Raw genomic sequence first — 5,033 nt, forward strand, 5'->3', positions numbered from 1 at the left:
GGCGAAGCCGACCCAGGTCTTCGACGACGGCGCGCGGATCTACGTGCAGTTCAGCGACATGAAGCACGTGCCGGCAATCTTCACCGAGACGTCGGCCGGGCGCGTGCTGATGTCGTGGGAGCTGCAGTTTCCGTATGCCGTTCTGACGCGTCCCGCGCAAACGTTAATCTTCCAGCTCGGGCCGTTCGAGGCGCGCGCGCAGCGTAGCGCGGGCAATGGCGCCGGCATGACGGCGCAGGCCGGTACGGCAGGCCCGGCGACGGCTTCGGCCGCTGCATCGAAGAAGTCGGCCAGTGCGTCGACGAATACGGCAGCCAGTCCGGCTGCAACGACCGCAACGGCCGCGAAACGCTCGGCATCGACCGATGCGCTGTGGTACCTGAATACGCCGTCGACGTCGGGAACGGCAACTGCCGCGAACACGGCCACGCCCTCACCCGCGTCGAACGCACCGGCCACGTGGCCCACCGCGGTGACGTCGAACACGCCGCCTGCCGTTACGCCTCAGGCACCGGCCGCGACGACGCCGGCCACGCGCGTCAGCACCGACGCGCTCTGGTACATCTCGAAGTAACGCGCATGCCGGTTGCGCGTCGGCAACCGGCATGCGTCACGCGCTGGCCGGTTATCGAGCGGCCGTCGTACCGGACGGCGTCGATACCGACGACACCAGCGAGTGATAGACGTCTGCGACGCGATCCAGGAAGGACTTGTCGGGCGCGGTCGCGATCTTCTGCATCGCCCGCGTGTTCATGTAGTTCTTGATCGACACGAGGTGGCTCCACACGGCCTCGATGTCGCTCTCCGCCATGCTGTCGTGCACGTGCTTCACGAACAGCGGATACATCGCTTCGACTTGCGGCAGGCGCTGGCCAGGATTGTTCCACAACCAGAACAGCGCCTGCGCCTGGGGATCGGTGTTGAACATCGACGCCGGCAGCTCGCCGCCGAGCTGTTTCATCGCCTGCTTCTGATCGAAACCGGACATCGGCCGCGTACCGTGCTGCTTCTGGTAGTCGATTTCGCGCACCAGCTTCTCGTAACGACCGTACGCCAGCGGGTTGGCCGCGCCGCCCAGCCAGCCCGGCTTGCGCTGCTCCGCGGCCGTGCGGTTTTCCGCGCGGTCGTACCACATGCGCAGCCACTGGATATACACGACCATGTGGCCCTTGAGCTCACCCTGGATGTCTTTCGGCAGGTCGGTCACGACGACCGGGCGCGGCGGCGTCGTGTCAGGCACGCGGCAACCGTCCGTCATGTCGGGCACCGGCTTCGGATTGAGGAAATCGAGCGGCCCGGTCGACGGCTTGCGCGCCGCCGACGGATAGCCGATGCCCGCGCCCAGCGGTGACAGCGGCGGAATCTCGCGCGTCGTCGACACCAGCTTCTTGACGGCGATCCGGTAGTCGAGCTGGAAGCCCTGGACCTCCTGCGGCGCGACCACCTGCTGATACAGCGCACCGTCCTCCTTCGCCAGCGCAGTCAGGCTCGGCATCGGAATCCCGGCGCCGTATGCGCGGTGGTACATCATCTCGAGCGGCAGGCGCGCGAGCTTGTCGGAAATGCCGTCCTCGCCTTCGATCGCCCCGCCGCCGACATCGACCTGCGCGCCCGGGAAGAGCCGCTCCTGCCGCCGGCCGCGCATGTCTGCCGGATCGACGCCCAGCATCGTCAGCGGCTTGTACACGCGCAGTTCATGCGCGGCCGCGTAGTGCACGCATTTCTCGATGTCCGGCGACAGGATCAGATCCGACGACACCGCATTGCTCAACGGAATGTAGCCCGTCAGCAGGTTGTCGTCGAAGCGGTTCGTCACGCAGTCGAACAGTCCCATGAACTTGATCTTGACCGCCACGCCGTCGTATTTCCCGCCCTTGCAGGTTTCGTCGAGCAGCTGCTTGGCAAAGGCCAGCGCGAGGCCGCCGCCCATGTCGTACCCGAAGATCGCGATGTGAATCTTGTTGATCGTTCCCGCTTGCTTCGTGCCGGCCACGGCCGCCTTGAAATCCTCGTCCGCCGCCTTCAGGCGCGTATCGACGCCCGTATTGAACAGGGCGGCGCCAAGCTTCGTGTCGCGCGAGAGCTGGAACGACTCGGCCAGCGCACCGAGCGTTTCCTTGCCGACCTCCTTCAGCACGGTCTTCGGAATCCGGTACGGATACTTGACGACATCGCGCCAGAACCCTCTCCATTCGCGCTTCAGGTAGCGCAACGCGCGGTTCTTTTCCGAACCCGGCCGCTCGATCGCGCGCTCGACCCGCTTGCGCGCGTCGCCCATGCTGCCCTTCGCCTTGCCGACCAGCGTATCGAACGTGTCGCTCACGCGGTTGCCCAACGTCGGATTCCCGATCTTGCCGCTCTGCTTCCACGCGTCCTCGGTGGCCTTCTGCGCCTTTTCCTTGGCCTTGCCGATGGTCGCGTCCTTGAGCTTGTCGCCAGCCTTTTCGCCGGCGGTATCCAGCGCCTTGTCCTTCAGGACCTGGCGCAGCACGCCGGCTTCGGGGTCGAAGTCGGCGCCGAGCCCCGGATAGTAGAAGCGCCGCATGTTCTTGTTCTTCTTGTCGTATGCGGCATTGAACAGCTTCAGGATGTTGGTTCGCGGTCCTTCCTTGTCGCCGAAACCGAATCCGTCGAAATAGAAGCTGACCCACAGCATGTGCTCGCACGCGGGACACATCTGCTCGGCTTCCGCCTTGACGCGATCCGTCTCCGCGCTTGCGGCATCCTTCTTCAGGTTGATTTCGGCCATGGCGCTCACTTCTCCTGAGTCGGCTTGAGCTCGGGCGCGTTCATGTCGTCGACCCACTGCAGCTCGGCGGTGCCGTTCTTGCGGAAATACACGCGCAGATAGCGCGACGTCGACGATTCCGGCTGCGGGATCGTCACGTCGATCGTCTTGCGTTCCGGTTGAATGCCGCGCTGAATGTCGTCCAGCGGCTGCGCGAACTCCCAGAACAGCTTCACCTTCTGCCCCGGCGTCACCTTGCAGCCGCACGCGAATCCGCCGCCGCCGCCGAAGGCCTCGCCGTCTTCCCGTGCCGACGGATTGCCGAAGCATCCCGACTTGTGCTCGTTGTCGAGCCAGAACTCGTGAAGCTTGCGGCCGTACTCGTTGTATCCGGTGACGCACACGTTGTGCGGCTCCGCCGACGCATCGACACCGTGCTTGCCGCATGCCGCGAGCACACCCAGCCCGACGAGCGCCAAACCATGCATCCCTGCCCTGAATTTCATCGATATCCTCACAAACTTGCGTCGTTGTTGCTTGCTTCCGGCCATGGCGGACCGAACCGGTTGCGTGCGCCGTCCCCGCGATAGAACCCGTTCATCGCAATGGCGACGAACGCGCCGCCGATCGGAACGGCATGAAGGAGCGTCCACCACCCGGACTTGCCGAGGTCGTGCCAGCGCCTGACCGATACCGCCACGAGCATCCAGACCATCACGATCGCGAATGCCCAGCCAGCGACATCGACGACCGGCGTCATGCGCTGCGCGAACGGCAGATCGGCCAGTGCATCGATCGCCGAAGCGGCGATCAGCAGCGGCACGGTCACGCCCCACCACTGCATGCGTCCGGCACGGCCGCTGAACGAGAACAGGGTCCGCACGCTCATCGCCGCGCCTCCTGTTCCGGCTCTTCAACCCGTGCGTCGTCATGTTCGATCAGACGATCGAGCAACGCGTCGCACAACGCATCGTGATCGTTCCGATGCGCCTCGATACACTCGGCGACGATCGTATCGCCGAGTTGGACATGGCCGACCATCGCCAGCGTCGCGGCGATCCGGTACGCCAGCCGCTCGTCCTGCAGCCCCTGTGCGTCCAGTATGCCGAACAGATTGCGCATGCCCGCATACGTTTCGAACGGATCGGCATCGACGGCGATCCGGCCGTTGCGCCGCAGTTCGGCGATCACGGCGTCCGGCCGGCTGTCGCGGCGCAACGCGTCGAGCTCGCGCGCATCCACCCGTGCATAGAAAATCCGTTCATGCCGGCGCGGATGCCGTGCCGTACCGATCACACCATCGCGACCGACATAGGTCCACGATACGCATGGCGACAGCAACGCCTGATAGCGCGATTCCGACAGCGCCCCCGCCAGCGTCTGGAACACGGCCGCGTCGTAGAACCGCAGCAGGCCGTCACGATCGTCGGGCAGCATCACGCGCGTCCGGACGCCGAGTTTCGCCGCCAGCTCGTCGAGCGGATAGACGCTGACCAGCGACAGAAACGCGAATGGCCGCCGCGCGAGGTGCCGTTCAAGCAGCGCCGGAACATGCGGCGCACGATAGTCGCACAACAGCGCGCAGACTTCCGGATCGCTCGCCTCGGGCTGGCCGTCCAGCACGTTGCGAACCTGCCCTTGCGCGATCAGGTCGCGCCACGGCGCCGCATTGATCGGCAGTTGCGATGCATCGGTCAACAGATAGCGATGTGTATCGGGAAACGCCGCCTGCTCGCCGGCACCCGCCGTTTCCCATGTCTGAACCAGCGTAGTCATCGCCATCACCCGCGCGTGGCGATCGCTTCGTGGCGATGCGCGAGATCCCGCATGCACTCCACGCATGCGGGCTTGTTCATCGACGGCAACTGCACGTTCGCGGAACGCGGGCCGGTCAGCGTGTGCTGCGCGGCATGGAACGTCGCCTTGCCCGGCGCGCCGATCACGATGTCGTTGCCTTCCATCTTGAGGAACGCGTTGGCTGCTGTCAGCAGCAGCCGTTTCGGCGACTGCAGTGCCACGCTCGCCTGCGCGCTCGACACCGTGACCGCGCGTTGCGCATTCGCGTCGAGCGTCCCGCCGTTCTGCGCCTGCACGGTGACGGCGCCCGTCGCCGCATGCAGCGTGATGCCCGTGGCCGGCACCGGACGATCGCCGCCGGACGTGCCATGTGCGTACAGCGCGATCCCTTCCTTCGCCACGACGCTCGACTTGCCCTGAACCGTGACCTGCACGTCGCGTCCGGCGCTCAGCACGGTGTGCGTACCCGACGTCCAGATGTGGCTCTTCGCCGTCAGCGCGGCGACGC

Annotated in this window: 6 protein-coding genes; 1 reads left to right on the plus strand and 5 read right to left on the minus strand. The window is 65.7% G+C overall.

Going from position 1 to position 5,033, the window contains the following annotated elements; all coding sequences use genetic code 11:
• Positions 1-574: TrbG/VirB9 family P-type conjugative transfer protein (locus tag JYJ84_RS28090; RefSeq protein ID WP_205189728.1), on the plus strand; the 574-nt coding region annotated here is incomplete at its 5' end.
• Between the two features lie 51 nt (positions 575-625).
• Here JYJ84_RS28090 and JYJ84_RS28095 read toward each other — a convergent pair.
• From JYJ84_RS28095 to JYJ84_RS28115, 5 genes are all read right to left on the minus strand, one after another.
• Positions 626-2,749, minus strand: a complete 2,124-nt coding sequence (locus JYJ84_RS28095; RefSeq protein WP_122945057.1) for a phospholipase effector Tle1 domain-containing protein — start codon at positions 2,747-2,749, stop codon at positions 626-628.
• A 5-nt stretch (positions 2,750-2,754) separates the two neighbouring features.
• Positions 2,755-3,234, minus strand: coding sequence for a DUF3304 domain-containing protein (locus JYJ84_RS28100; RefSeq protein WP_122945056.1), 480 nt, complete (start codon positions 3,232-3,234; stop codon positions 2,755-2,757).
• An 8-nt stretch (positions 3,235-3,242) separates the two neighbouring features.
• The gene (locus tag JYJ84_RS28105; RefSeq protein ID WP_175221361.1) at positions 3,243-3,617 is read right to left on the minus strand and encodes a DUF805 domain-containing protein; all 375 of its coding nucleotides are present in this window, start codon (positions 3,615-3,617) and stop codon (positions 3,243-3,245) included.
• Complete coding sequence (locus JYJ84_RS28110; RefSeq protein ID WP_175221360.1) at positions 3,614-4,504, minus strand: DUF4123 domain-containing protein; 891 nt, start codon at positions 4,502-4,504, stop codon at positions 3,614-3,616. The genes JYJ84_RS28105 and JYJ84_RS28110 overlap by 4 nt, the downstream gene beginning before the upstream one ends.
• Positions 4,505-4,509: 5 nt before the next feature.
• On the minus strand, positions 4,510-5,033 hold a 524-nt coding region (locus JYJ84_RS28115), incomplete at its 5' end, for a DUF2345 domain-containing protein (RefSeq protein ID WP_205189730.1).

The organism is Burkholderia sp. LMG 13014, assembly GCF_905232215.1.
In the GTDB taxonomy this organism is placed as follows: domain Bacteria; phylum Pseudomonadota; class Gammaproteobacteria; order Burkholderiales; family Burkholderiaceae; genus Burkholderia.

Excerpts from the sequence above, each read along its gene's own strand:
- JYJ84_RS28095 (WP_122945057.1), bottom strand. The coding sequence starts at position 2,749 with ATGGCCGAAATCAACCTGAAGAAGGATGCCGCAAGCGCGGAGACGGAT.
- JYJ84_RS28100 (WP_122945056.1), bottom strand. The coding sequence starts at position 3,234 with ATGAAATTCAGGGCAGGGATGCATGGTTTGGCGCTCGTCGGGCTGGGT.
- JYJ84_RS28105 (WP_175221361.1), bottom strand. The coding sequence starts at position 3,617 with ATGAGCGTGCGGACCCTGTTCTCGTTCAGCGGCCGTGCCGGACGCATG.
- JYJ84_RS28110 (WP_175221360.1), bottom strand. The coding sequence starts at position 4,504 with ATGACTACGCTGGTTCAGACATGGGAAACGGCGGGTGCCGGCGAGCAG.